27 protein-coding genes and 1 pseudogene are annotated in these 24783 nt (G+C 35.4%); 6 read left to right on the top strand and 22 right to left on the bottom strand.

The genetic code is table 11. From position 1 onward, the window contains the following. Positions 1 to 29: 29 nt before the first annotated feature. From hppD to ORL93_RS27145, 6 genes are all read right to left on the bottom strand, one after another. A complete protein-coding gene (gene hppD, locus ORL93_RS27120) occupies positions 30 to 1148 on the bottom strand; it encodes a 4-hydroxyphenylpyruvate dioxygenase (protein WP_003205593.1) in 1119 nt (372 codons plus the stop codon). Between the two features lie 336 nt (positions 1149 to 1484). Next, on the bottom strand, positions 1485 to 1595 hold the full coding sequence (locus ORL93_RS27125) for a DUF3948 family protein (RefSeq protein WP_016117023.1): 111 nt from the start codon (positions 1593 to 1595) through the stop codon (positions 1485 to 1487). A gap of 69 nt (positions 1596 to 1664) precedes the next feature. After that, a complete protein-coding gene (locus ORL93_RS27130) occupies positions 1665 to 1775 on the bottom strand; it encodes a DUF3948 family protein (protein WP_016117022.1) in 111 nt (36 codons plus the stop codon). A 69-nt stretch (positions 1776 to 1844) separates the two neighbouring features. Continuing rightward, positions 1845 to 1955 carry a DUF3948 family protein gene (locus ORL93_RS27135; RefSeq protein ID WP_033797748.1) on the bottom strand — a complete coding sequence of 37 codons (111 nt, stop codon included), beginning with the start codon at positions 1953 to 1955 and terminating at the stop codon, positions 1845 to 1847. Positions 1956 to 2032: 77 nt separating this feature from the next. Then, positions 2033 to 2143 carry a DUF3948 family protein gene (locus tag ORL93_RS27140; protein ID WP_018782014.1) on the bottom strand — a complete coding sequence of 37 codons (111 nt, stop codon included), beginning with the start codon at positions 2141 to 2143 and terminating at the stop codon, positions 2033 to 2035. A gap of 76 nt (positions 2144 to 2219) precedes the next feature. Further along, a complete protein-coding gene (locus ORL93_RS27145; RefSeq protein WP_018782013.1) occupies positions 2220 to 2330 on the bottom strand; it encodes a DUF3948 family protein in 111 nt (36 codons plus the stop codon). 434 nt (positions 2331 to 2764) lie between these two features. Between ORL93_RS27145 and ORL93_RS27150 the strand changes: the two genes are divergently transcribed. Further along, positions 2765 to 3637 (top strand): Cof-type HAD-IIB family hydrolase, encoded by an 873-nt coding sequence (locus ORL93_RS27150; protein WP_369124022.1) that lies wholly within the window; start codon positions 2765 to 2767, stop codon positions 3635 to 3637. 38 nt (positions 3638 to 3675) lie between these two features. Here the strand turns inward: ORL93_RS27150 and ORL93_RS27155 are convergent, their stop codons facing one another. From ORL93_RS27155 to ORL93_RS27180, 6 genes and pseudogenes are all read right to left on the bottom strand, one after another. Beyond that, positions 3676 to 4641 carry an ABC transporter ATP-binding protein gene (locus ORL93_RS27155; protein ID WP_018782011.1) on the bottom strand — a complete coding sequence of 322 codons (966 nt, stop codon included), beginning with the start codon at positions 4639 to 4641 and terminating at the stop codon, positions 3676 to 3678. Further along, entirely contained in the window at positions 4638 to 5618 is a 981-nt protein-coding gene (locus tag ORL93_RS27160; protein ID WP_006093147.1) for an ABC transporter ATP-binding protein, read from the bottom strand. Before ORL93_RS27160 ends, ORL93_RS27155 begins: the two co-directional genes overlap by 4 nt. A gap of 10 nt (positions 5619 to 5628) precedes the next feature. Next, on the bottom strand, positions 5629 to 6546 hold the full coding sequence (opp4C, locus tag ORL93_RS27165; protein ID WP_018782010.1) for an oligopeptide ABC transporter permease: 918 nt from the start codon (positions 6544 to 6546) through the stop codon (positions 5629 to 5631). A gap of 12 nt (positions 6547 to 6558) precedes the next feature. Continuing rightward, entirely contained in the window at positions 6559 to 7515 is a 957-nt protein-coding gene (locus tag ORL93_RS27170) for an ABC transporter permease (protein ID WP_018767140.1), read from the bottom strand. Between the two features lie 109 nt (positions 7516 to 7624). Then, positions 7625 to 9352 carry an ABC transporter substrate-binding protein gene (locus tag ORL93_RS27175; protein WP_033795824.1) on the bottom strand — a complete coding sequence of 576 codons (1728 nt, stop codon included), beginning with the start codon at positions 9350 to 9352 and terminating at the stop codon, positions 7625 to 7627. 241 nt (positions 9353 to 9593) lie between these two features. Next, positions 9594 to 9701: pseudogene (locus tag ORL93_RS27180) on the bottom strand (oligopeptide-binding protein oppA); the annotation flags it as partial. A 91-nt stretch (positions 9702 to 9792) separates the two neighbouring features. Here ORL93_RS27180 and ORL93_RS27185 point away from each other — a divergent pair. Beyond that, positions 9793 to 9990, top strand: a complete 198-nt coding sequence (locus ORL93_RS27185; protein WP_018767142.1) for a hypothetical protein — start codon at positions 9793 to 9795, stop codon at positions 9988 to 9990. Between the two features lie 16 nt (positions 9991 to 10006). Here ORL93_RS27185 and ORL93_RS27190 read toward each other — a convergent pair whose 3' ends face one another. From ORL93_RS27190 to ORL93_RS27220, 7 genes are all read right to left on the bottom strand, one after another. Then, the gene (locus ORL93_RS27190) at positions 10007 to 11152 is read right to left on the bottom strand and encodes an ABC transporter permease (RefSeq protein ID WP_018782008.1); all 1146 of its coding nucleotides are present in this window, start codon (positions 11150 to 11152) and stop codon (positions 10007 to 10009) included. An 11-nt stretch (positions 11153 to 11163) separates the two neighbouring features. Next, on the bottom strand, positions 11164 to 12360 hold the full coding sequence (locus tag ORL93_RS27195; protein WP_097794861.1) for an ABC transporter permease: 1197 nt from the start codon (positions 12358 to 12360) through the stop codon (positions 11164 to 11166). Positions 12361 to 12375: 15 nt separating this feature from the next. Beyond that, complete coding sequence (locus ORL93_RS27200) at positions 12376 to 13308, bottom strand: ABC transporter ATP-binding protein (protein ID WP_265959978.1); 933 nt, start codon at positions 13306 to 13308, stop codon at positions 12376 to 12378. A gap of 138 nt (positions 13309 to 13446) precedes the next feature. Continuing rightward, positions 13447 to 14109, bottom strand: coding sequence for a response regulator (locus ORL93_RS27205; RefSeq protein WP_265959979.1), 663 nt, complete (start codon positions 14107 to 14109; stop codon positions 13447 to 13449). After that, positions 14106 to 15299, bottom strand: coding sequence for a sensor histidine kinase (locus tag ORL93_RS27210; protein ID WP_097794860.1), 1194 nt, complete (start codon positions 15297 to 15299; stop codon positions 14106 to 14108). The genes ORL93_RS27205 and ORL93_RS27210 overlap by 4 nt, the downstream gene beginning before the upstream one ends. A 174-nt stretch (positions 15300 to 15473) precedes the next feature. After that, on the bottom strand, positions 15474 to 17348 hold the full coding sequence (abc-f, locus tag ORL93_RS27215; RefSeq protein WP_265959980.1) for a ribosomal protection-like ABC-F family protein: 1875 nt from the start codon (positions 17346 to 17348) through the stop codon (positions 15474 to 15476). A 124-nt stretch (positions 17349 to 17472) separates the two neighbouring features. Continuing rightward, complete coding sequence (locus ORL93_RS27220; protein WP_018767146.1) at positions 17473 to 17607, bottom strand: RAxF-45 family protein; 135 nt, start codon at positions 17605 to 17607, stop codon at positions 17473 to 17475. A 416-nt stretch (positions 17608 to 18023) separates the two neighbouring features. Between ORL93_RS27220 and ORL93_RS27225 the strand changes: the two genes are divergently transcribed. Continuing rightward, on the top strand, positions 18024 to 18152 hold the full coding sequence (locus tag ORL93_RS27225) for a hypothetical protein (protein ID WP_026008686.1): 129 nt from the start codon (positions 18024 to 18026) through the stop codon (positions 18150 to 18152). A 397-nt stretch (positions 18153 to 18549) separates the two neighbouring features. Next, the gene (locus tag ORL93_RS27235) at positions 18550 to 19335 is read left to right on the top strand and encodes a DUF4931 domain-containing protein (RefSeq protein ID WP_097794858.1); all 786 of its coding nucleotides are present in this window, start codon (positions 18550 to 18552) and stop codon (positions 19333 to 19335) included. Positions 19336 to 19352: 17 nt separating this feature from the next. Here the strand turns inward: ORL93_RS27235 and ORL93_RS27240 are convergent, their stop codons facing one another. Further along, positions 19353 to 19886, bottom strand: coding sequence for a transglycosylase SLT domain-containing protein (locus tag ORL93_RS27240; protein WP_265959981.1), 534 nt, complete (start codon positions 19884 to 19886; stop codon positions 19353 to 19355). Positions 19887 to 20190: 304 nt separating this feature from the next. Next, complete coding sequence (locus ORL93_RS27245) at positions 20191 to 20961, bottom strand: TatD family hydrolase (protein WP_033795823.1); 771 nt, start codon at positions 20959 to 20961, stop codon at positions 20191 to 20193. A gap of 412 nt (positions 20962 to 21373) precedes the next feature. On the opposite strand from ORL93_RS27245, the gene ORL93_RS27250 reads away from it, so the two are divergent. After that, positions 21374 to 21559, top strand: coding sequence for a hypothetical protein (locus ORL93_RS27250; RefSeq protein ID WP_255262485.1), 186 nt, complete (start codon positions 21374 to 21376; stop codon positions 21557 to 21559). A gap of 188 nt (positions 21560 to 21747) precedes the next feature. Here the strand turns inward: ORL93_RS27250 and ORL93_RS27255 are convergent, their stop codons facing one another. Beyond that, a complete protein-coding gene (locus tag ORL93_RS27255) occupies positions 21748 to 22104 on the bottom strand; it encodes a YxeA family protein (RefSeq protein ID WP_029427329.1) in 357 nt (118 codons plus the stop codon). 270 nt (positions 22105 to 22374) lie between these two features. On the opposite strand from ORL93_RS27255, the gene nirB reads away from it, so the two are divergent. After that, positions 22375 to 24780 carry a nitrite reductase large subunit NirB gene (gene nirB / locus ORL93_RS27260; RefSeq protein WP_265959982.1) on the top strand — a complete coding sequence of 802 codons (2406 nt, stop codon included), beginning with the start codon at positions 22375 to 22377 and terminating at the stop codon, positions 24778 to 24780. Positions 24781 to 24783 lie beyond the last annotated feature (3 nt).

Consider the following 24783-nt stretch of genomic DNA (forward strand, 5'->3'; position numbering starts at 1 on the left):
AGACACAGCCCCCACTGATAAGTAAATTTTTATAGATTTCCGCGTCGTTCTTGCTCTCTTTCAATTGATTCGAATAGAGCTTTAAAGTTTCCTTCTCCGAATCCCCGAGAACCTTTACGCTGAATAATTTCGATAAATAATGTTGGGCGATCTACAATTGGCTTTGTGAAAATTTGTAGCAAGTACCCTTCATCATCACGATCCACAAGAATCTTAAGCTCTTTTAGCTTATCAATTTCTTCATCGATTTTCCCAACGCGTGCTGTTAACTCTTCATAATACGTATCTGGTGTATCTAAAAATTCAACTCCGTTTGAACGAAGCGCTTCAACCGTTTTCACAATATCATTTGTCAACAATGCAAGATGCTGTACACCTGCACCGTTATAAAACTCTAAGTACTCTTGAATTTGTGATTTTCGCTTTCCATCTGCCGGTTCATTAATTGGAAACTTAATACGGCTTCCATTTGTCATAACTTTTGACATTAGCGCGGAATACTCCGTGCTAATATCATCATCATCAAAATGAATCATTTGTTTAAAGCCCATAACGTTTTCGTAATAGCTAACCCACTCTTCCATTTTTTCAACGTTACCAACAACATGGTCTACAGCAATTAAACCTGATTCGTCACTCGGAATATCAAAATCAATCTTCTCATAACCAGGCATAAATGTTCCTTTATAATTTTTACGCTCTACTAGCGTATGGATTGTATCGCCATACGTACCGATTACTGCTTTTTTTAATGTTCCTTGTTCATCTGTTAACTCTTCAGGTGGAGCAATCGCAACCGCACCTCGTTTTACAGCCTCTGAGTATGCTTTCTCAACATCATCAACAAGTAAAGCTACGTCTTTCACTCCGTCACCATGGATCTTTACAAATTCTGCAATACGGCTATCACTATTTAAAGTCCCAGACACAACAAAACGCATGTTTTTTTGCACGAGAACATAAGATACTTTTTCACGATTCCCTGTTTCTAATCCCGAATAGGCAACAATTTTAAATCCAAACGCTCTTGCAAGGTAATAACTTGATTGCTTTGCATTTCCTACATAAAATTCTAAATGATCGACATCACGTACCGGAAAGAAATCCTCCATTTGTGCAGCTAACGTATCCATAGATTTTTGTTTCATAAATTCCTCATCCCCCTGTAAATAAATTGAATGTTACATACTTAGAACCATCCGAAAACGCTTCCATCTACCAATAAAAAAATTAGTTAGCAAGCTAACAAATTTCTAACTTTTAAAGTTTTCTATCTTTTCTGTCAAATCCCTCTTTTTTTCTCCCATATAAAATTCGACTTTTTTCTATTTAAAACAACATAATCAAAGCTGGTAGTATGTCTCTTTATTACCTCAAAAACAAAAAGACCCTAACATATTAAACATCTATAATACGTTAGGGCCTTTATTTTTTTAGGATAATTGTCTTAATAAGATATAGGTAATTCTGTTTCTCTATATTCATTATACTAATACATTTGTAAGGAATACAATGAGCGCTGTTAATACTGCTGCTCCACTCGCCGATACTAATAAATCCATTTTTGTTACTTGTAATACTTCTTTGTTTTCCATATTCCCCATTCTCCTTTCAGCTTTATTTTGCAATCTTCATTCTGCTCTATTACTTGTACAAAACTTCTATTATACTAATACACTTGAAAGAAATACGATTAATGCTGTTAATACTGTTGCTGCTCCTGCTGATCCTAATAAGTCCATTTTTGTTAATTGTAATACTTCTTTGTTTTCCATGTTTCCCATTCCCCTTTCAGCTTTATTTTGCAATCTTCATTCTGCTCTATTACTTGTACAAAACTTCTATTATACTAATACACTTGAAAGGAATACGATGAATGCTGTTAATGCTGTTGCTGCTCCTGCTGATCCTAATAAGTCCATTTTTGTTAGTTGTAATACTTCTTTGTTTTCCATGCTTCCCATTCTCCCTTCAATTCATAACTTTATTTTTATTTGGTACTGTCCGTTCTACTGCTTGCACAAAGTTTCTATTATACTAAAACGTTAGAAAGAAGTACGATTAATGCTGTTAGTACCGCTGCTCCACCTGCTGATCCTAAGAAATCCATTTTTGTTACTTGTAATACTTGTTTGTTTTCCATGTTTCCCATTCTCCCTTCAACTTATAACTTTTTTTTATGTGATACGATCCGTTCTACTGCTCATACAAAATTTCTATTATACTAAAACGTTAGAAAGAAGTACGATCAATGCTGTTAATACTGCTGCTCCACCTGCTGATCCTAAGAAGTCCATTTTTGTTACTTGTAATACTTGTTCGATTTTCATATTTACTCTCTCCTTATTAATAGATATTTATATGTAATTTCCAAGAAATGATTAATTCATAGTTTTTATCTTAACGTTACATTAAATTAACTTGTGTAACGTTTGTAACATTAATGTAACATAAGTTTTTTCATACTGCAATATAAATACATAAAATTTATTACATTTTTTTTACGATATTATTAATATTTTTTTATAAACCCCTTTATACAGCGGTTTACAACACATACACACTTGTAACATTAATGTAACATTGGAGTTACAAATCGAAATAAAACGTAGTAGAACGAGCACCTTTTCAATTTTGCTCCCTCATCATACTCTTTCGGAATCATTTTAAAGTTTGTCTCATTAACATTTCCATAAAGCCCAAGATAAGTTTATATGTTTCCTCAAGATAACTATGTATAATAAAAAACAAAGAGGTGGTCAGTTTGAAATTAATCGCACTAGATATGGATGGTACACTACTATCATCTAATCTTGAAATCTCCAAGGAAAATTTACAAGCTATTCGTGATGCTAAAGCAGCCGGTCATGTTGTAATGATTTGCTCTGGTCGTGCAAAAGAAGATGCTTTAAAACTATTGGAAGAGTATCAATTATCACTTCCAGTTGGAGCAAGCAATGGGGCAATTGTTTACGTTGATGGAAAAGTAATTAACGCACGTTGTTTACAAAATGCTAAAGTATACAAGCTTGCTAAATTACTAGAATCTGAAGGATTTCCATATAAATTGTACACAAATAAAGGAGTTTATTCTCCTTATAATTGGAATGAAAAAGTAATGCATGCATTCGAAGAAAATAAGCATGCACTTGATGTCACAATTGAAGAACTGAAACGAATTACAGAGAAGCAAAAAAAAGCGAACTTAATTACTGATTTCCAAAAAATCGAAGATGTCGTAAATAATCCAGAGTTAGAAATCTCGAAATTCTTTATTTTGACGTTTGACGCAGAGCATCGCTCACAACTACTACAGTCTTTACAAGAAGATAAAGAAATTATGGTTACAGCATCAGCTCCGACAAATTTAGAAATTATGGACAAGTATGGTCATAAAGGAAATGGATTACAAGAAATGGCGTCTTATTTCAATATTCCAATTCAAGATACGATTGCCATTGGAGACAACTTTAACGATGTACCAATGCTAGAGGTAGCTGGCCTATCTGTTGCTATGGGGAATGCTGAAGAAGATGTAAAGAAATTATGTGATGTTGTTACATTAACAAATGACGAGCATGGTGTTGCTCATGCAATTGAACAGTATGTACTAAAACAACCATCCTCAAGCAAATAAAAAAGGACTCTTTCATATTTGAAAGAGCCCTTTTTCTTTTACACATGATGACAAGCAACGAGATGCCCTTCCCCAACATCACGAAATTCTGGTACAGCTTGCTTACAAATATCCGTTGCAAACGGGCAACGTGTATGAAAGCGGCAGCCTGAAGGTGGATTCGCTGGACTTGGAATATCACCTTGCAAAATAATTCGTTCTCGCTTAACAGTGGGATCAGGAATTGGTACAGCTGATAACAGCGCTTTCGTATATGGATGAAGCGGATTTGCAAACAACTTGTCACGGGGAGCTGTTTCCACAATTGTCCCTAAATACATAATTCCAATTTTTGTACATAAATGTTCGACAACACTTAAATCATGTGAAATAAATAAATAGGATAAACCTTTTTTCGCTTGTAATTCACTGAACAAGTTTATAATTTGCGCTTGAATAGATACATCTAATGCTGCAACAGGTTCATCAGCAACAATAAATTCTGGATTTAATACCATCGCCCTTGCAATAACAATACGCTGGCGTTGTCCTCCCGAAAACTCATGCGGATAACGATCAATATGATATGGTGCTAAACCACATAGTTCTAATACTTCTAACACTTTTTCACGAACATTCTCTTTCGTAGCTAAGCCATGTGCTAGCATTGGTTCACCAAGTGCTTCTCCAATTCTCATCCGTGGATTCAATGAACTAAACGGGTCTTGGAATACAAGTTGCATATTAGGACGATACTTTCGTAATTCCTCTTTCGATAACGTATGAACATCTTGCCCTTTAAATTTCACTTCACCTTCTGTTTTTTGAACGAGACGAAGAATAGTTTTACCAATTGTCGTTTTTCCACTTCCAGATTCACCTACTAGACCAAACACTTCACCTTTATTAATCGTAAAGCTTACTCCGTCTACTGCTTTTACATGCCCAATCGTTCTACCAAATACGCCGCCCTTAATCGGAAAATGCGTTTTTAAATTCTTCACTTCTAATAAAGGTTCACTCATTGCTCTGCACGCTCCTCATATAACCAGCAAGCTACTTTATGATGATCTTCATGCACTCCAAGGCCTGGCGCCTCATTCTTACATATATCCATGCAACGTTCACAGCGACCGCTAAAGTAGCAAAATTCATCTAAACCAACTAAGTTTGGAACTTGCCCCGGAATCGAATAAAGTTTATCTGTTCGTTTCCCCATTACCGGCTTTGATTTTAATAATCCTTTTGTATATGGGTGTTTAGGATTTTGGAATAGCTCCAGTACAGGTGCTTCTTCAATGACTTTGCCACCATACATTACAACAACATAATCTGCCATTTCTGCTACAACACCTAAATCATGTGTAATTAATAAAATAGATGTTTTAAATTCTTCTTTTACCTGTCTTAATAAATCTAGTATTTGTGCCTGAATTGTAACATCTAGTGCTGTTGTGGGCTCATCAGCAATTAGTAATTTAGGGTTACAACTCAGTGCAATCGCAATCATGATCCGTTGCAACATCCCACCGCTTAGCTCATGGGGATACGAATGAACAATTTCATCAGAACGTGCAATACCAACCTTACGAATTAATTCAATAGCTTTTTTATATGCTTCACTTTTACTAAGGAGCTCATGCTCTCTTAACGTCTCAACAATTTGTTCTCCAACAGTAAAAACTGGGTTAAGAGATGTCATTGGTTCTTGAAAAATCATCGCGATATCATTTCCTCTTAAACTTCGGAGTTCTTTCTCTTTCATCCCCAAAAGGCTTTGGCCTTCATAAAGAATATCACCACCAACAATGCCGCCAGATTCCGCAATAAGTCCCATAATAGATAAAGCCGTTACACTTTTCCCACAACCTGATTCTCCCACTACACAAACTGTTTCACCTTCTCGTACAGAAAAGCTAACATGATTCACAGCTTTTACTGTACCTTCTTCCGTATGAAAGTGTGTTTGTAAATCTTTTAGTTCTATTACTGCTTTACTCATGATTCCTCACCTACCGCTTCATTTTTGGATCTAATGCATCACGAAGTGCATCACCAAGTAAGTTAATTGATACAACTGTTATAAAAATCGCAAAACCAGGCGGTATCCATAACCATGGACGTTTTTGGAAATCAATTAATGAGTTTGCTGCACTAATCATATTTCCCCATGATGGCGTAGGTGGAACAACCCCAAGACCTAAATAACTTAATGCTGATTCACTTAAAATAGCTCCCGCTACACCTAACGTTGCCACAACAATTAATAAAGGGAATACATTCGGAATTAAATGATGTAAAATCTTCCGGTAATCCTTTAATCCTAATACATCAGCAGCTTGCATAAATGATTGTTCTCGAAGTGTTAAAATTTGTCCTCGTACCAGACGTGCAAGTCCCGGCCATCCAATCAAACTTAACATGATCATAACAACATAAAGTCGATATTCAGATGGAAGTTTCCATTCTGATAAGATAGCACCCATAATGATAAGTAATGGTAATCCCGGAATAGACATTAACACGTCTGCAATACGCATAATAATATGATCTACAATACCACGATAAAAACCAGAGATAGCTCCTAATAATGCACCGAGTATGACGGATAGTAGCATCGAAGCTAAACCAATTGTTAATGAAATCCGGCCAGCTTGCATTAATCTCGTTAAAATATCTCTTCCCAATTGATCTGTGCCAAGCCAATGTGAAAAGTTTGGTGGTTTATTAATTTGTGTTACTTGAATTGTTCCAGAAACATATGGTGAAAAAAATGGTCCAATAAAACAAAATACAAACATAAAAATCAAAGTATAAAATCCAAATAGTGCTAATTTATTTTTCTTAATTCTAGTAAATGCTTGTCGCCATGGCGAAGTCAAATTTCCTTTTCTCTTTTCTTTCTTCTTTACCGTTACAATAGTCTCCATCTTTCTCCCTCCTTACTTTAATCGAATACGCGGATCGACAATCGCATAAACGATGTCTGCTAAAAAGTTTGCGATAATTGTTAGGCAAGAGAGAAACATTGTAAATGCCATTAATACCGTATAATCCCGAAAACTTAACGCTTCTAATTGAATGGTCCCAATTCCTGGCCAGTTAAAAATTTGTTCAATAATAATTGCACCAGAGAACAATCCCGGCAATTCAAACGCAAGTAATGTGATTGCTGGTAAAATCGCATTTTTTAGTGCATGTTTATAAATAACGGCTTTTTCTTTCAATCCTTTTGCACGTGCAGTACGGATATAATCCTGTCTTACGACCTCAAGCATGCTCGTTCTAAAATAACGAGTCAATGAGCCGACACCAAGGAGTGTTAAAATAAATACCGGTAAAATCATGTGCCTTAGTACTTCCAATATGTACGTAAAACCCGTCGAATTACTTCCTATATCAATCATCCCACCAATCGGTAATAAATGAAGATCAACAGCAAATACTTTAATTAAAAATAGACCGATAAAGAATGATGGGAATGACATCGCTGCAAAAACACCGATTGTTACAAGTGCGTCAAACCATGAATGTTGCTTTGTTGCTGAAATAACACCCACAATAAGTGCAATGATCCAAGTAAAAAATAAAGCTGCAACAGCAACAATAAAGGTATTCCAAATAAATTTATTAAGTAATGATGTAACAGGCTCTTGGTATTGCAGCGAGAAACCAAAATCACCATGTAGCGCATTACCTAGCCAATGAAAGTATCTTTCTATAATAGGTTTATTTAATCCATACAATTCTCTTAATTCCTGTGCACGTTCTGGCGTTAACTTTGGATTCGAATCAACATAATCTCCCGGCAGAAGAGCAAATAAGAAAAAAATAATAATAGATGTACCAAACAAAGTAGGAATCATTTGTAGAAACCTACGAATGAGATATGTTTTCACCTTTTGTCTCCCCAATCATAGTTACTTAAAAATAGAAGAACATTTTTTCAAAACAGCAAGAACTAACAACTGTATGAAAAAACGTCTTCTATTCATTAATTACTTATCTCTATTGTTCAATAGATAAAACAGGTAAGTTTGAACTAATGCTATCGTATTTTTCTGGATTAATTCCTTTTACACGTGCATTGTGTGCTGAAATACTTTTACGGTAATTTAATAAAATGACAGGGGGATCATCGCTTAATTCTTTATATAATTCTTTATAAATAGGTTTTCTTTTTTCAATATCAACTGTTTCAATACCTTTTTTAATTAATTCATCCACTTTTGGGTTACTATAACCCGCTGAATTATCTGGATGCGTAGATTCAAACTCACCTACAGGTTCACTCGGATCAGAAATGATCGATGTTGCAACAGCTGCTAAATCATAATCAAACTTTCCAACTTTCGAAACAAGTGTATTAAAGTCCATGATTTCTGGATTAAATTCCACACCTAACGCCTTATAATTCTCTTTCGCAATTGGTATAAACACCTCTTCTTGCTTTCTTCCACTTGCCGCATAATAACTCAACTTTAATTTCTGCCCGTCTTTTTCACGAATACCATCAGATCCAACTTTCCAACCAGCTTCATCTAACAATTTTTTTGCTTTCTCTACATTGTATTCGTATTGATTTATACCCTTATCATCATATGCCCATGATGTTGGTGAAATCGGTATATTCGCAACAGAAGCATTTCCTTGGAAGTATGTATCTACATATTTTTTACGATCTAATCCGTAAATAAGCGCTTGCCGTACTTTTTTATCTTTTAAGTATGGCTTCTTATTATTAAAGTAAACGAATGAGTATGAGCTCACTGTTTCAATATTGAAATTAGCAAAGCCTAAGCTCTTTAATTGTTCAATATTGTCATTATTCGCAGCAAACCCATCATAGTCCGTTTCTCCTGTTTGGAATAACTGGAAATTCGTGTCAGGTGTTGTAATTTTATAAATAAAGTTTTTAACTTTTGGCTTACCAGCATAATAATGTTCATTTGCTACAAATCTTACTTCTTGACCTGGGACATACTTTTCAAATTTATAAGGCCCTGCTGCCATTGGTTTACCATATAAATCTTTTAAATAGTTTAAGCTAGTATTTTGCTTATAATCTTTTCCATAATAAGCCTTAGATAAGACAGGTCCTCCCAAGTTTACTAACGCTTGTGAGTTTACTTTTTCCGTCGTAATTTCAATTGTTTGCGGATTAACAACTTTAATCCCTTCAATCGATGTAGCTTTTCCTTCTTTATAATCTTTTCCACCTTTAATTGCATATTGTAAAATATCTGTACCACCCTCATAAGCCTTATCATGTAGCAATGTTAATGTAAATGCTACATCATCTGCTGTTAACGGTGAACCATCACTAAATTTTAAATCTTTTCGTAAGTGAAACGTATACTTCAATTGATCAGAAGATACATCCCATTTCTCTGCAAGCTCTGGAACTGGTTTCCCTTGCTTATCTGTTGATACAAGAGACGCAAATATAACTGATGTTACGTTACCGTCCCAACCATTCTCTTGGAAATAAGGTAAGAACACACCACCAGGTTTTGAAATCCCTAAAATAAGTGTATCTTTTCTCTGCTTCGCTTTCTCAGGATTTTTTGATTTATCTGTCGCTGCAACCTTCTCTATTTTTAAATCTTTCACATCCTGCTGTTTCGCCGGCTCTGTCGAAGCCTTATCCTCTTGTCCCCCACAAGCTGATAACACAAGCGAACTACTCAGTAAAACAGAAAACACACCAGCCCATTTTTTTGTCTTTTTCTTCATTGTCCCCACCCTAACTTTTTTTAATAATTACACCTTATGAACTGCTTGCCTTATATATGCCTCCCACAGCAACATTTTATAACCCATCGGAAAAGTCAGTTTTAAATACAAAAAAATAGATGTTTAGAGGGGTAATAATTTTATTCCGACCTTTCCGCTAGACTTTATGGTTATTAGCTTATATTGTTCGTTATATTCTGTCAATTATTTCTATTTAAATATTTCAAGATTTTTATAAAAGCTATTGCTGGATTTTTAATTTAGGTAGACTTAACAATATTCCATTATAATTACCTTCCTGTAATCCTTGTATTCTCGCATTATCTGCAGACACAACTTTACTATTATTTTTACTATGAAGAAACGATTAAAAAAATAATTCTATTATTCAGTGGACGAGCATAGAATGCTAACAAACTACCAAAAAGGGGGGCGAAAATATGGACAAACTATTCCAATATGTTCTGCACTATGTTGCATTAACACTCATGATCGTCGGGGCATTACTACTATTTCCGTTCTTCCCAAGGTTCGTCCTCTTTTTAGCATTTCTCTTTATGCTTGGAATTGCGATTGCTATTTCTATAGGGGAAGACGATACACAAAAAGAAAGCAGAGTTCAGCGGGCGAAGCTGTAGACTCTGCTTTCTTTTTTCAATCATAACGTATTCTTGTTAAACCGATTATAAAGAATACACCAGCAAATAACATAAGTATACCAATATATCCTGCTATATCTGCCAATGTCCCTCCTCTTGCAATCAATTCGGTAAACCCGCGCATTGCCCAAGTTTGAGGAACAAAGTTCGCTGCGGTTTGCATCCATTCTGGTTCTATTTCAATTGGCCAATACAGCCCACTAATCATGCAAGTTGAAATAACAACGATATTACCTAAAGCTGACTGCTGCTCCGTTGTTTTCACAATACTTGCTAATAATAGTGCTAAACCAATGACCGCTAACAATAACACTGAAACAAGTATGATTATCCCTAGTAGATTTCCCCACTGTACATCGAACAAAACATTCGTTAATACCATTAAAGTTCCAAATTGAATCCATCCAATTAAAAAGAAGGAAAGTATATATCCCCCAAGTATTTGAGCCTTTGAAACAGGCGTTCCTAATAAACGATACCAAACGCCAAGTTGTCTTGATTTTAAAATTGTTCCTGTCGCACTTAGCATCACAATCATTACAAAAAGAATAGAAAACCCTGCTGCTCGCCCTGTTACGTTATTCAGCTTTTTCTCCCCAGGTACAATGGATTCCTTTTGAAGTGAAACTGGTTCTACCTTTGTATGAATCGTTTCATACAGCTTTTCCCAGGACATTCCTCCTTTTTTCTCTGAATCCTTTGCTGCCGCTACTTCTATTTCCATCTTTTTCATTGCACTTTGTAATACTTGTTCTACAGAGGCTCCTCCCGTGAAATCAGCACTTGATTGGAATTTAACCTTCTCTATCTTCCCGTCCGTCATACTCTTTTGAAATTCTTTTGGAATTGTCACAATACCTGAGGACTTCTTATTTTCGATTTTTTGTTTCGCTTCCTCATACGTTACCTTTTCTATAGAAATTAAATCACTTTTCTTTATTTCCTCATAATAGGAGTTGGATAATGTAGATCCATCTTGGTCTACTAAACTAATATTTACTTTCTCGTTTCCACTTCCACCTAAAAGTCCGCCAAAAATGAGTGTGAAAATAATCGGCATTCCGAACATGAGTGTATAGCTTTGTGGCTTAATTAAAATTTGTTTTAACTCTAACCAGCAAAGCGCCCAAACTTTCTTCATGATTTCTCCTCCTATCTCGTACGCAAACGGAAGGTTCCGATGATAACGGAAGCAATACCCGCACTAGATAAACTTAATATAACTGGAAGTAACGCATACCATGATGTACCCGACATAATGTTTAAAAAACTTGTAAGTGCCCATTTATTCGGAGCGATGTTAGCAATTGTTTGAAGAGTATCCGGAAATGCATAGATTGGTAACATAGATCCGCCTAATATAGCTAACAACTGAATTCCAATGCCACCCATTAAATCCGCTGTTTTTTCTTCACGAATAAATGCTGCGATGAGCATAGATAAGCCAGAAACACAAATTGCATAAGCAATTCCTACTACTACAATTTGTGAAACATCTTCACCCCAATTCACATGAAATGCGTAATAAGTAGCAACTACAAATACTCCAAATTGAATACAAGCAAATAGTAATGTACCTAAAAATTTACCTAATAATATGGCAAAAGAGCTTGTCGGTGTACTTGATAATCTTGCTAATGTTTCAGTTCGTTGCTCTGTTATAATAGATTTTGCTCCTACTGTTATGTTATATAGTAAAAACATCACTAACATTGCTGCAGCATAATATTGCATCGCAGCCACTGTTTTTTTGCCGATTGTTCCTTTTTCAATTCCATCCGTATTCGAAGCCGCCACTGCTTGTAAATTAGCACTTACCTCTTTTGCAACCTTTTCTATATTTCCTGGCTGTGCCTTTGCTAAATCTGTTGCGACAGTCTTAGTAGAAACGGCAACTGTTTGCACACGCTCTGAGAAGGAACGAATAAGCGATTCAGCTATTTTTGCTTGTATATCTTTTGATGGATCAGTAATCAATTTGGGTTCTTTTAATTTTCCATCCTTTATATGTTCACTCCACTCGTTTGGGATAATCATTCCAACATCAATTTTCTGTTTTCTTAGCAGATCCTCCAGCTCTTTTTGTGAAGCTACGACCTCTATCTTCACATCATCCTTAATCTCTTTTGAATGCAATACATCTTTTTGAAATATATTTGCAAACTCATCTGTTCCTTCTTGATAATAACCAATCACCGTTTTAGGTAATCCACCACTATCTAATATGTTACTTAGTGCTGATCCTAAAATAGTCGTTAATAGAAGTGGCATAAGTAACATCATCATAAATCCACGCCGATCTATTAAACGAATTTTTAAATCTTTCCATGCAATAATGAAACTTTTCATGAGTTCCTAACCTCCTTAATCACGAAGTGAACGCCCTGTTAGCTGTAAAAAGAGAGCTTCTAAATTTGGCTCTTGTACTTCAAGCTTTAAAATTTGCACATGATTTTCTACTACGATCGAGACAACCGTACCGACAGCTTCTCCAGTCTTCAGTCCAATATCGAGTGTATTCGTATCCTCATCAATGATAATCCGTTCTACAGTGGGAATTTCTTTTACTTTCTGCAGTAACTCCTGGCTATAACGATTCAGTTGTAACTTCACCATAAAGCCATCAGCAAGACGATTACATAACTCCGTTTTCGTTCCTAGTGCAATTACCTTTCCATAATCAACAATTGCAATTCGTTCACATAAATACTCCACTTCTTCCATGTAATGGCTCGTATAAATGACCGTCATACCTTTCTCATTTAATCCTTTTACCGTCTCTAAAATATGATTCCGTGATTGTGGATCAATCCCGACTGTCGGCTCATCCATAATTAATAACTCTGGTTCATGCATAAGTGCCGCACCAATGTTAATTCGGCGTTTCATTCCACCTGAAAATGTTTCAATTTTGTCCTTTGCGCGATCCTGTAAACCAACATATGCTAATACCTCATCTGCTCGTTTCTTTGCAATAGCTCCACTTAAACCATACATTTTCCCCCAAAAGATTAAATTTTCTTTCGCAGATAGCGTAGGATATAAAGCAATATCTTGCGGGACAATACCGATCTTCCTTTTCGCATCTAATGGATATTCTTTTACAGATTTCCCCCCAACTTTTATATCACAACCATCATATGGAATAAGCCCACAAATCATTGATATCGTCGTCGACTTTCCTGCACCGTTTGGACCAAGCAAACCAAATGTTTCTCCTTTCTTAACTTCAAAAGATACATTCTTTACAACTTCCTTCTTTCCAAACGACTTTGTAATATGATCTACGACTAACATGCCGATTCAGCCCCTTTGCATTAATCTACAATTTCATTGTAAAAAAACATCCTCTTTCTTCCATCACCCTTAAGATAGAAATGCAAAATAAAAAAGCAGCATAATTTGCTGCTTTTTTATTTTTCTCTATGCCAAAAGTCATGTGTATGTTGTAATACCGTATCTTACTGCATATATAGCTGCTTGTGTCCGATCCCTCAGCTCCAGCTTACTGATTAAGTTAGAAACATGATTTTTTACGGTTCCCTCTGTAATAAACAATTTCTCAGCAATTTCTTTATTATTTAATCCAAGGCCTATTTCTCTTAATACATCTATTTCACGCTCTGTTAATTGTTCCACTTGCTTTGGCTGATTTTGCTCTGATATTTCCACTACTTTTGTTCTTTTTAGTTCCTTCACAATTTGCGCTGTTATATCTTGTGGCAATACCGCTCCCCCTGCATGGACCGTTAATATTGCCTGAACAATTGCATCTGTCTCCATATCTTTTAATAAGTAACCGCTCGCTCCTTGCTCTAATGCTTCAAAAATGAGTTCACTATCATTAAATGTCGTCAGCATAAGAATCTTCATATCAGGAAACCTTTCCCTTATTAAGCGAGTCCCTTCAACGCCATTTATACGAGGCATTCGAATATCCATCAAAATAATTTCAGGTTGTAATTGTTCTGCTATTCGAACTACTTCATCCCCATCATTTGCTGTTCCCACCACTTCAAGTTCTGAACGTAAATTTAATAGCATTGCTAAACCATCACGAATAAGTGACTGATCATCAACGATCATAATACGAATCATTTCGTTCCTCCTATTACCCACGTCTTTTCCTTAAGTGGAAACTCAATCTGTAATCGAAAACCCTTCTCTTTTTCACTTTCAAATCGAATGATCCCACCATGTTCTTCTACACGTTCTTTCATATTTATTAAACCAAAACCAGGACTCACTTCATTTACGCCAACACCATTATCCGTAATCAATAGCATAACTTTTTCATCTAAACACAATAAGCTAACTTTACATAAACTAGCTTTTCCATGGCGTTGTGCATTTGTTAATGACTCTTGCATAATACGCAACAAAGTAGGTTGTAATGACAATGGGATTATAATTGGATCTCCCTGTAAATGAAAGGTTACTTGTACTTTGGTTACCTTTGAAAATTCATTTAACATTCCTTTCATATTTTCTATTATGTTCCCTAGATCTCTTTCTTCCTTCAACGCACGGACTGAAGCTCTTACCTCTTGAAGGGATTTTCTAGCTAATTCATGGCATGTATGTAAAACTTCTTCTGTAGCATCTGACTTTTGCTTCCATAAAGCCTCTGCAAGCTGCAATTGAACAAGTAAAGCCGTCATATTATGACCAACTGTGTCATGAATTTCTCGGGCAATATCGTTCCTCTCCCGAACTGTAGTTAGTTCTTCTACTTCTTTCGCATAAAGCTGTAATTGTTCATGCGCTTCTTTTAGAGCTATATGTGATAACGTCAATTTTTCATATTGATCGTCGACAGTTTGGCGGGCTACTGTCAGTTTTTTAATTAAGTTCCCGGATAAAGCACTGAAGACAACGAACATAAAATTAATAGCATTACTATCAACTTCTATCTTTCCAGTATATTGATACGTATATAGTAAAATAGCAGACCAACATACAAAGAAAAAACTCACAAAAAAATATACAACTGCTTTTCGCCACGTATGAATAAATACTCCTACCGCATCAATCCCAAATATAATTAAATACAAACATGTCTCGGGAAATAAAAAGCCTAGTAGTGCTGTAACTACTCCATTTGAGAGGAATACATAAAATTCACGCCTTCTCCCTTGATGTGGTTGTATAAGTAAAACATGATTTATAACGTACATTAAACATGCAATACCAACAAATATTTGTAACTCTACTGTTTCACGTGAAACATGATTTATATATACCATGCAAATCATAACAATCGTAATGAGACGTGCATACCTTAACATAAAATTCTCCTCGCGTTTTTGAACTATTGTTTTAAATCATACCAACATGTAAAAAATCATTTTCACAATATAACATAAAGAAAATTATACCATTTCCATCTCGAGTTAACGGATATTAATAGAAAAACAAGTCACCCCCACATCTCCTAAGAGGATGACTTGTTTTTCTTTCATCTATTCCATCATACTATCTAATCGATTATATAATTCCGCCCGTAATCGTTCTTTTTCTGTTTTTTCTTTATATAACCGTTCTAACTTTTCAACATTGCTTGTTTCTTCCATTGTGCACTCCAGCGCATATATATCTTCTTCTATATACATAAGCTTATCTTCAATTTCTTCTATACCAATAGATTCCTTCTTTTTTACATTCATTACTTTAATTTTTGGAATCTCTTGTTGTTTCACTTCTTCTTTCTCTATTCTCTCTGCCCATTTCTGACGTGCCCATGCATAGTTCCCCGCAAATTCAAACAATGTATGTTCATCGATCCAATATGTTTTTTCAAACAATTTATTTAAAAAGTAACGGTCGTGTGAAACAGCAAGAATGGTTCCATTATATTGTTCGAGAGCTTCTTCCAGCACTTCCCTTGATTCGATATCAAGATGGTTTGTGGGCTCATCTAACACAAGGAAATTTATATCTTGATACATAAGCTGTGCCAAACGTAATCTCATTCGTTCACCACCGCTAAGCTGATTGACCTTTTTAAAAACGGCTGGACCATAAAATAAAAAACGAGCTAATATATGGCGAGCTTCTCCTTCAGTTACAGCTACATGCTCCCGGAATGCTTCTAATACATCATATTTTACATTCTCATATGCATGCTGCGATAAATAACCGATTTTCACACTATTACCGATTCTGATCTCCCCAGCATCTGGTTTCATTTCTTCTAATAGCAATTTTAATAATGTTGTTTTTCCTGTACCGTTACGTCCAACAATAGCTGCACGCTCTTGAAAACGCACATGTAAATTTGCTCCCTCAAATAAAATACGCTCAGCAAAATTTTTGCCAACTTCCTTCATTACAACAACATCTTTTCCGCTTCTCTCTTGTCCTTCAAACTGAAGCCCCATTTGTTTTCTTTCTAAAATTGGCTTCTTTAATTTTTCCATCCGTTCTAACGCGCGTTCCATATTTCTAGCACGTTTATGCAGTCCTTCATTCGGAGGATTCGCTTGATTCGCCCATTCTCTTAAACGTTTAATTGCTTCCTTCATTTTCTTTATCTTCTTTTGTTGTTCTTGATAAGATTGGAACTCTTGCAGTAACCTTTCTTCCTTTTCTTTCACAAACTGCGAGTAGTTCGTATGATATACATGAATTTCTCCGTCTTCCAAGTCAAAAATTTTCTTAACGACTTCATCAAGAAAATAACGATCATGTGAGATCACAACAACTGTTCCTGTATACTCTTTCAAAAATTGTTCGAGCCATTCTACTGCAAATAAATCTAAATGGTTCGTCGGTTCATCTAACAGTAGTAAATCTGGTTTCTTGAGCAGCATATAAGCAAGACTTACTTTCGTCTGCTCCCCGCCACTCAGTTCAGCAAAAATTCGAGAAAATAGCTCCGTTATTTGTAAACCATTTGCTACTTTCATGATGTTCGCTTCTATTTCATAACCACCTAAAAACGAAAATTGTTCTTGCACTGCGCCATACTTCTCCATTAACCTCTCTAAACTAGTTGGATCGTGTTCCTCCGCCATACTTTTCTCTAAATTTCGCATGTTTCTTTCTAATTCTTTCTCTTTTACAAAGGCAGCGCTCAATACATCATATACATTTGTTTCACCAGCAAACTTCGGAATTTGTGCTACATGACCAACACGTATCCCTTTTTTCATATGAATTACTCCAGCATCTACATTCTCTATTCCTGTTAATAGCTGAAAAATTGTGGTTTTCCCGCTACCGTTTCTGCCAACTAATCCAATGCGTTCACCATTTTGTATTTCAAGCGATATATTTTCAAATATGATGTTTCCACCAAAAGATTTCGTTACATTGTTTACACTACAAATTGTCATTTTCCGTACTCCTTTCAACGTAAAAAACCATAGGGAAAGAAACTTTCCCCATGGTTTTTGGCATAGAAAAAGGAAGCCAAATAGCTCCCTTTTCACACGTTTTATAAAATGGGTGAAGAGATTTCTATCGTTCAATAACTGCTATGCAATTGCTAAAAAAGGGCATACGTATCCCGTTAGCAATCACATCATGAAAAATCGCACGACAAAAATAGATAAAATCTAAAAATTTTGCGCGTGCAGCTAAAGAACGTTTCATCTCATTCACTCCTTTCGTACGGAATTTAATACTTACTTCTTTATTATACTTCCCCATTTGATGTTTGAATAGTCATTTTTCTGAAAATAATGAATATAGACTAAACATTTCAACAAATTACATCCAATCTTACACAACTGTTATGTTCACGTAATGGAAAGCAATAGTACGAAATCGTGCCTCCTTATACAATAAAGATGTAAGCAAGAGGTAAACAAAAAGAGGAAACAGTCCTGATGAAAGAAATCGTAAAAGCAGTCTTCGAGGTGTTAGTAAACGGACAAGCAGTTGTAAAAGAACTAAACCGACTATAAAAGGAGGAATAAAAATGATGAACATGGTAAAAATGATTCTCCACGCTTTAATTGATGCAAAAGCAGTTAGCCAAGAATTAAATGAACAATAAAAAGGGGAAAATGAATATGAAGAAAGCCATCTTTGCAATTGTAGGTACATTCTTTGCCCTACATGCACTGAAAAATAGAAAAAAGAAACAAAATGAAAATACTCTATATTATCCATACACATTATTACAAAAAAAATAAAAGACAAGATACCCAAGTACAATTAGGATATCTTGTCTTTTGTTTTTTCTATTAAAAATTGTTGTTCTACAATCTTTTTATAATATGTATGATGCTTCATTAATTCATCGTGTATACCAATTCCTATAATACTGCCATTCTCTATTACAAAAATGGTATCTGCTTGTACTACCGTTGATAAACGATGTGCAATAACAAATGTCGTTCTACTCGGAAATATTTTTTTGGTGGATTAGCAGTCCGCCATATATCACGAAATGATACATTTTTCTGTTCTTCCATCTTCTAACTCCTTCTTTTACCATTTCCTCCTTTTCCACTATACAGGATTTTCCTTTCCCTTTCACGAATATAGTAGACGGGAATTTCACATATATTTTTAAAGGGGTATATACGAATGGATACACAACAACTTTATTTTCTAAATGATATTGGCAAGCAAAAACCAGAGAGCATCCGTAATAAAAATACAGCTTGTCCTTTTTGCGATACGGAAAACCTCACTGACATTTTAGAAACGGAAGACTCTATTATCTGGTTGAAAAATAAATTTCCAACATTGAAAGATACGTTTCAAACTGTTCTTATAGAAACAGATAATTGTCATGATCATATTGCAACCTACGCACCTGAACATATGCAAAAGCTACTGCATTTTTCTATAAAGCATTGGTTAGCTTTAGAAAAGAGCAACGAATTTACTTCTGTTATTTTATATAAAAATCATGGTCCATTTTCAGGCGGAAGTTTGCATCATGCACATATGCAAATTATTGGAATGAAATATGTAGACTACCGAGAAAATGTAACACCTGAACACTTTCAAGGCGTAATCGTACAAAAAGATGAGCAAATTGAACTTAATATTTCTACACGTCCAATTATCGGTTTTACTGAATTTAATATTGTCATTGAGGATATAAAATCCATTGATATAATGGCACATTATATTCAACAAACTGTGCGTTACATATTAACAGATTTCCATAAAGGGTGTAGCAGCTATAATTTATTCTTCTATCATTTTGAGGGTAAAATGATTTGTAAGGTTGTTCCACGTTTCGTTGTTTCACCATTATATGTTGGATATAAAATCCCTCAAGTTTCTACAAAGTTAGAAGATGTAAAACAGCAACTTGAGCGATATTTTACAAATGAAATGGAACTTTTTATAGACAAATAGAGTAGGTGTCAGATCACCTACTCTTTTACTACTCCTTTATTTCGATAATATACGTTCTTTAGCCCTTCGTTATACTTCATATTTTTATCAGTCCACTCAGGCCCTAAATTACCTGGCCAACCAGATGTATTTGCTATATATTTTAGTAACGCTAAATCTGTTAAACCTTTTTGCACACCTCTTTTATACCCTTTCATTAAATGAGGCATCGCAATCTGGGCATTTGTCCGCGGGTCCTTCAATTGCTCGTCCGTTAAGTGATCAGGAGCAAGTCCCCCACCTCGGTGTAACTGAAACAATCCAAAAGAAGTGCCATTGTCTCCAACACTTCGTGGGTTCAAACGACTTTCATGCTCGGCAATTGTAAGAGGTATCCATTCTGGAAGATTTACTTTCTTTGCTTCTTCAGTAATAATTTGTTTCATCTGTTTTGCTTCCTCTGAGTCAACATAACTTGTTTGATTCGTCAATCTTTCCATTCCTTCAGACTCTCCTTGGAAATACAAATACATTCCAAGAACAACTAAAAATCCTACAAAGAATTTTTTCACTACCTCTACCTCTTTCTCCGCTGAAATTTGTCCCCTTTCAGCCCTTCCTTACAATTACCTGCAATCTATCACCCTGTTACTCTTAAATGATATCAAACGAAGCTCTATCTTAACATCGTGCTTTAGACTGATTTTCTGAAAATCAATAGTAAAATATTATAAAAAATGTAACATCCCTATCCCACTTCTTATGTGTGTAATTTTTACCAATATCCATTTTAAATAGTTTCTACCTTTTTTGCATATAATTGTAAATTGAATTCTACACAAAGAATAGGAGACTACCTACATGAAAAGTCAAAAACTAAAGACATTTCCCCCCATAAAACCGAAACGTATTTTGATATATTTGCTCTGCAACCTTCTCTATAGAAATATTTTTTATCAAGCTAATTTCTTTTAACACACCCTCAATCATACCCGGATGCGTCATAATATTTTCTTGAAATTTCCATGGTCCATCTGTTTCCACCATCATATATTCTAGCGGATAAAACGAAACGATTTTTCTAATTTTCTCCTTCTTCATAACATCTGGCGTAATTGAAATAAAGTAGCCATTTTGAATCATCCGCTCCATCGTTTCTTTACTCCCCTTAAACCAATGAAAATGCGCACGTGATATCTCATACTGTTTCAGTAAATCACATACAATATCAGCGTCTTCATAGACTGCATGTAAAACAATCGGTAAATTGAACCTTTTTGCAAGCATTATAAATCTCTCTAATACTTTTATATAAGGGTCTAATACGATATCTTTCTTTTCTTGCCTTAAATAATAGGGCAGACCAATCTCACCTATGGCAACAAGCCATTCTACATTTGCCTCAATTAACTTATAAATTTGTTCACATTCTTTTTGGTTAATCGGCTGTTCTGGATGAAAACCAAGTGCCGGATGTACAAATGGATGTTGTCTTGCTAAAGATAATGTTTGTTGACAAGAATGATAGTTCATTGATACCGCAATCAATCCATCAATCTCAGTACTTCTTTTTACATCATCAATTAGTTTCATTTGCTCTTTATTCTTATATTGGTCCAAATGTATATGACTATCAATCCACTTCATCCTATCACCTCTTACATCTATTTTAATACGCCGCTTCAGATTAAGGGCAATAAAAAACAAGAAGGAATCTCCTTCTTGTTTTTTCATCTATATTATTTAACAATTAAATTTGTAATTATGTCAAAAAGTCCAACACATACGACAGCAACAGTAAAGTAGCTACAGAAATCTTTTATCGGAAACTTAACTACTTCTTTTTTTTGCATCTCATTCTTCTCCCTTCTGATTACCTTCCCTAATTTTTTATCTTTTTTTATTATGCAGAAAATATGACAAATAAGCTATCGAATTAACTTACGAAAACCTTACAATATTGTAAGGTTTAAAAAAAATAGCCTCATCTCATAAAGAGATAATGGCTATGCAATAGTTGGTTTTAAAACATTCATCACTATTTCAGACAGAAAGTTGTATGTTCAAACTTCCTACTTGTATTGTAATAGAATTCAAAAATGACAACTATCGAATTAACTTACATGTACCTTACAATGTTGTCATAAACAATATTACTTTTAACAAATTAGATGCAATCGGACTTGCTGGCAATGTGGCTCTTCTTACGGATTTCATTTCTGCTGCTACAGTTATCCTAGTATAAACTTATGTCCGCTTTCTTGTTATACAGTTAAAATCCCCTAAATTCCATACTCTCTGTCTTGTTAAAACTTATTTTATATAGTAAACGTATATTTAAATACTGACACCGAAAAATTTCTTCTTTAAATGATTTATATGTAATAAAAAACACTGTAACATACTCAGTATGTTACAGTGTTTTACAATATTTTATCTTGTCGCCAATAGCTTACTTCTCGCCTGCACAGGAATATTTTGGACCTCAATCTCTACCAACGATTCACCGTAACGTCCTTTTGCGGTAATTTTCAATGACTCACTTCGTTTTAACATGTGCTTCACTGTTTTCTTTATCGTCTGTGCCCTACCTTTTTCATCATATGCAGCAAACTCATATTCATACCATTCATCACCAATATGTTGACCGACATCATTCACAATCGTGTAATATTCTTTTGTTTTACAAAATGGATTATATTTATCAATTACTGGTCCCAGTTTTGTTGGTAGTAGTAAGATAATAACAGCTACCAGCGCAATTCCAGTAATAATTACTCGCTTTTTCACTCTTCCCCACTCCAAGGTAAATTCCTCCTCCACACAATATGTGTAGTTTTCTATAAACTTATTTTAAAGAGAAGGACTTAATCCCGCCATTGAATCCCATTACATTTCCCTTACATTTTTGTAAGAATTCGAATGAAATTTTATATGATTTTTAACAATTTGTGAACCCTCCAAAACTGTGATAAACATCACACCCTCTACTTTCCAAAGATTCTATAATACGAGTATACAAGTTTGTTAAACATTTCACATTTAAGAGGGGAAATGAATATGAAAAAGCGTTTAGTTATGATCGGGAATGGTATGGCTGGTATACGCTGCATTGAAGAAATTTTAAAACTAGATTCAGGACTTTATGATATTACTATTTTTGGTGATGAACCTCATCCAAACTATAACCGCATTATGCTATCTCACGTCTTACAAGGAAAAACAAATATCCAAGATATCATTATGAACGAATACAGTTGGTACGAGGAAAATGATATTACGCTGTATACAAATGAAAAGGTAATAAATATTGATCGGGAAGAACAAGTCATCATTACAGAAAAGAACCGTATTGTCATATATGACAAGCTCATTATCGCAACAGGGTCCAGCGCTTTCATCTTACCTGTTGAAGGCTCACAACTTCCAGGTGTAACAGGCTTTCGTACAATTGAAGATACACAATTTATGCTGGATGCTGCTAAGCGATATAAAAAGGCTGTCGTCATTGGCGGGGGATTACTCGGTTTAGAAGCCGCACGAGGGCTTATTGACTTAGGAATGGATGTTCACGTTGTTCATTTAATGCCTTACTTAATGGAGCAACAACTCGATGCCAAAGCCGCCTCATTACTGCGTGAAGACTTAGAATCACAAGGTATGAAGTTTCTTATGGAAAAGAAAACAGTGAAAATTCTTGGTACTGACCGTGTTGAAGGTATCCAATTTGAAGATGGGGATGTTGTAACATGCGATTTAATTGTAATGGCTGTTGGGATACGTCCAAATACACATTTAGCAAAAGATGCTGGTTTAATTGTAAATCGTGGCATAGTTACAAATGACTATATGCAAACAGATGATGAATCAGTCTATGCAGTTGGTGAATGTGCAGAACATGACGGTATTGCCTATGGTCTTGTTGCCCCATTATATGAACAAGGGACCGCACTGGCAAAGCATATAACGAATTCACAAACAGATGGATATGCTGGTAGCATCGTCGGTACACAACTTAAAGTTGCAGGATGCGATTTATTCTCTGCTGGACAAATTTATGAAGATGACGTAACAAAAGCAATCTCAATCTTTAATGAGTGTACGCGTTCCTATAAAAAAGTATTAATCCGTGACAATAAAGTCGTTGGTGTTGTTTTATATGGAGACACTGCTGAAGGTACACGCCTCTTTAGCATGTTAAAAAAGGAAGAAGATATACAAGAATACACACCCGTCTCTCTTCTTCACAAAGCTGGTGAAGAAAGTGGACTTGACGTTACCAGTATGAGTGCTAATGACACCGTTTGTGGATGTAACGGCGTGACAAAGGGAACAATCGTTCATGCTATTTTAGAACAAGATTTAACAACTTTTGAAGAAGTAAAAGGATGTACAAAAGCTGCCGGTTCATGTGGTAAATGTCGTCCAGTTGTTGAACAAATTTTATCTCATACTCTCGGGGATAGCTTCGATGCATCTGCACAATCCGTTGGTATATGTGGATGTACAACTTTATCACGTGATGAAGTTGTCACAGCGATTCATGAGAAAGGTTTAAAATCGCCAAAAGAAGTACGAAACGTCCTTGGCTTCGCACATGAAGACGGCTGTTCAAAATGCCGCCCTGCATTAAATTACTATTTACGTATGACACGCCCAGAAGAATATGCAGATGATAAATCATCCCGCTTCGTTAATGAAAGAATGAATGGCAATATTCAGCATGATGGTACATTTTCTGTTATTCCTCGTATGTACGGCGGTGTTACTACGGCAGATGATTTAATGAAAATTGCTGAAGTTGCTAAAAGATATGATGTGCCGCTTGTAAAAATAACAGGTGCAAGTCGAATCGGCTTATATGGTGTTAAGAAAGAAGATTTACCAAAAGTTTGGGCTGACCTCGATATGACTTCTGGTTATGCCTATTCGAAATCCCTTCGCAATGTAAAATCATGCGTCGGCTCTCGCTTCTGCCGCTTTGGTACAAAAGATTCATTAGGGCTTGGTATGTTACTTGAACAATCGTTAGAAATGGTAGATACACCTCACAAAATGAAAATGGGTGTAACTGGTTGTCCACGTAACTGTGCAGAAGCATTAACAAAAGACTTTGGCGTCGTTTGTGTTGAAAATGGCTTCCAACTTTATATTGGTGGCAACGGTGGTACAGAAGTGCGTGAAGCTGATTTTGTAATGATTGTCCCTACAGAAGAAGATGTACTTCGCATTGCCACAGCTTACGTACAACATTACCGTGAAACTGGTATTTACGGCGAACGAACAGCCCCTTGGGTAGAACGAATGGGATTAGCTCATATAAAAGAAGTGCTGCAAGATGAAGGCATGGTTACTATGCTAAATGAACGTTTCCAAAAAGCGCGTAACACATATGAAGAAGCTTGGGGACAAGCACTGGAAACTAGGTCATTAAAAGCCATGTATGAAGTAGAAACTGTAAAGTAAGGA

This window comes from Bacillus sp. DHT2, assembly GCF_026241455.1.
In the GTDB taxonomy this organism is placed as follows: domain Bacteria; phylum Bacillota; class Bacilli; order Bacillales; family Bacillaceae_G; genus Bacillus_A; species Bacillus_A pseudomycoides.